This is a genomic window from Dietzia sp. CQ4 (assembly GCF_014145125.1).
GTDB classification, from domain to species: Bacteria; Actinomycetota; Actinomycetes; order Mycobacteriales; family Mycobacteriaceae; genus Dietzia; species Dietzia natronolimnaea.
Genome location: NZ_JAALDZ010000293.1, coordinates 1 through 2,373, shown reverse-complemented (window position 1 = coordinate 2,373; position 2,373 = coordinate 1). Strand labels below are relative to the sequence as shown.

The window sequence follows — 2,373 nt, the reverse complement described above, 5'->3', positions numbered from 1 at the left end:
CGCCGGACCCGATCACGGGTCCGGCGCCGCAGTGGTCCGGTCGGGGTGGAGCGGTCACTCCACGCGGTAGCCGACGCCCCGGACGGTGTGGACCTTGTTCTCACCGATCTTGCGGCGCAACGACCGGATGTAGACGTTGACGATGTTCGAACCGGGGTCGAAGTCCATACCCCACACGCTCTCGAGCAACTGCTCACGGCTGATGGTCTCGCCCTTGTTGCGCAGCAACATCTCCAGCAGCGAGTACTCGCGGTTCGTGAGTTCCTGGATCCGGCCGTCGACCTCGACCCGGCGGGTGCGGATGTCCAGGCGCATGCCGGCGTGCTCGAGGATGCCGGGGTCCTCCGACGCCTCGTGCTCGCGCAGGCGGAGCCGGATGCGGGCCAGCAGCTCCGGGACACGGAAGGGCTTGACCATGTAGTCGTTGGCCCCGGAGTCCAGTCCCTCGACGGTGTTCGCGACGCTGTCGCGGGCCGTGAGGATGATGACGGGAGCCGCGAACCCGCGGTCGCGCGCCTCGCGGAGCAGCGTCAGGCCGTCGATGTCCGGCAGGCCGATGTCCAGCAACATCAGATCGATGTCGGAGATGGTCGACAGGATGGACCGCGCGCTGTCCCCGTCCACCGCCTCGAGTGCGGTGTACTCGGCGCCGCCGAGTGCCTTGACCAGTACCGAGCGGATGAGGTCGTCATCCTCCACGACGAGCACATTCGTCATGCAACCCTCCTTCTAAGACAATGGAGTATTCCACGCGGAGCACGTGATTCGAGCGTGTCATCAGGTCGTGTCCCCGGGTGCGCCGGATCGCCGGTTCCGCTCGTACCGCCCCCTGCCGGATCGGCGGCGACGCTCGGGCCCCCGACCGACCGTGGGGGCGGCCTCGTCGAGGTCGGTGTCCACCTCGTCCCCGGCGTCGGAATCGAAGCTCGCGGGGACGTAGGGCACGACGATGCAGAACGCGGCGCCCCCGCCCTTGGCGTTGAACGCGAACGCGCGGCCCCCGTGGGCCCGGGCGATCGTCGCGACGATCGCCAGGCCCAGCCCGGTTCCCCCGCGTCCGTCGCGGAGCTGACCGCGGGCGGTGTGGAACCGCTCGAAGATGGTCTCCTCCTCGCCGGGCGGGATCCCCGGGCCGCTGTCGCGCACCCACCACAGCAACCGGCGTCGGTAGTTCTCGCGATGCGGCGGGTCGGGCAGTGGGCCGACCGCCAGATCGTCGGTGACCGTCGGGTCCCCCGGGGCGATCACCCGGCAGCCGATCTCGATCAGGTCCCCCGGTCCGGTGAACCGCACGGCATTGGAGCAGAACTGGATGAGCGCCTGGGTGATCCGGTGCTGGTCCAGCAGGGCGACGTCCTCGGCGTACGGGAGCACCGACCACTCGCGGTCGGCGATCACGTCGATCTTCGCCTCGACGTCCAGAACCAGTTCCGCGACGTCGGTGGGGGCGGTCTGGAGGAAGTCGGGGCGGTCGGAGCGCGCCAGGGTGAGCAGGTCCTCGACGATGCGGGTCATCCGGGACAGCTCGTCCTGCATGATCCGGGTGGTCTCGGCCCGCTCCTTCGGATCCTCCGGCATGAGATCCAGGTTCCCCTGGACCACGGTCAGGGGCGTGCGGAGCTCGTGGCCGGCGTCGTCGAGGAACTCCCGCTGCGTCCGATAGGCCTCCTCCACGCGCTCGAGCATCGCGTTGACCGTGTCGGCCAGGGAGACGATCTCGTCCGGTCCGTCCACGGGAACGCGACGTGACAGGTCCGCGGCCGAGATCGTCTCCGCGGCCTCACGGATCCTCCGGACGGGGACGATCATCCGGCCGGCCAGGAGCCAGGCGACGAGCGCGCTGAGGACGATGCCGCCGGCGCCGGTGCTCAGCAGGAGGTCCGCGACGCGACCGGTGTCCTCGCGGGTGGGTGCGTCACTGATCGCGACCACGATGTTGGCCGGCCCGGCCGGCCCGGCCGGGCCGTCGACCTCGGCCTTACGCCACCGCACGGTGCCGTCGATGACACCGGACCCCTCATCCGACACCAGCCCGATCCGTTGGATCTGGGACCGCATGGCCGGGGGGAACAGGGTGTCGTCGTCCGAGCTGAACCTCGAGAGCGTGAACTGCGTCCCCGAGGTGGTGGCGGTCCCCACGAGGAGCAGTTCGGCCGACGGGTACTGCTGCGCCAGATACGCGCGGATCAGCTGCTCGGTGGTGGGGTTCTCCGACTCGGCCGACGGCAGGATCCCCGCGTCCATGAACGTCGAGAAGTCCGCGGCCTCGCGGTTGAGACGGGCGTCGGTCGTCCGTTCGGCGGTGAGATGGAGCACCTGCAGCGTGAACAGCACCATGGCGGCGAACACGGCGGCAGAGGTGAGGGTGATTCC

Annotated in this window: 2 protein-coding genes; both read right to left on the bottom strand. The window is 69.7% G+C overall.

What is annotated here, in order from left to right:
• Positions 1-54: 54 nt before the first annotated feature.
• The gene (locus G6031_RS15190) at positions 55-717 is read right to left on the bottom strand and encodes a response regulator transcription factor (protein WP_179523602.1); all 663 of its coding nucleotides are present in this window, start codon (positions 715-717) and stop codon (positions 55-57) included.
• Between the two features lie 60 nt (positions 718-777).
• A partial coding sequence (locus G6031_RS15185) for a HAMP domain-containing sensor histidine kinase (RefSeq protein WP_241737373.1) occupies positions 778-2,373 on the bottom strand: 1,596 nt, incomplete at its 5' end.

What these genes read in the sequence shown, in the direction of transcription:
- G6031_RS15190 (WP_179523602.1), bottom strand. Translation starts at nt 717, where the DNA reads ATGACGAATGTGCTCGTCGTGGAGGATGACGACCTCATCCGCTCGGTA.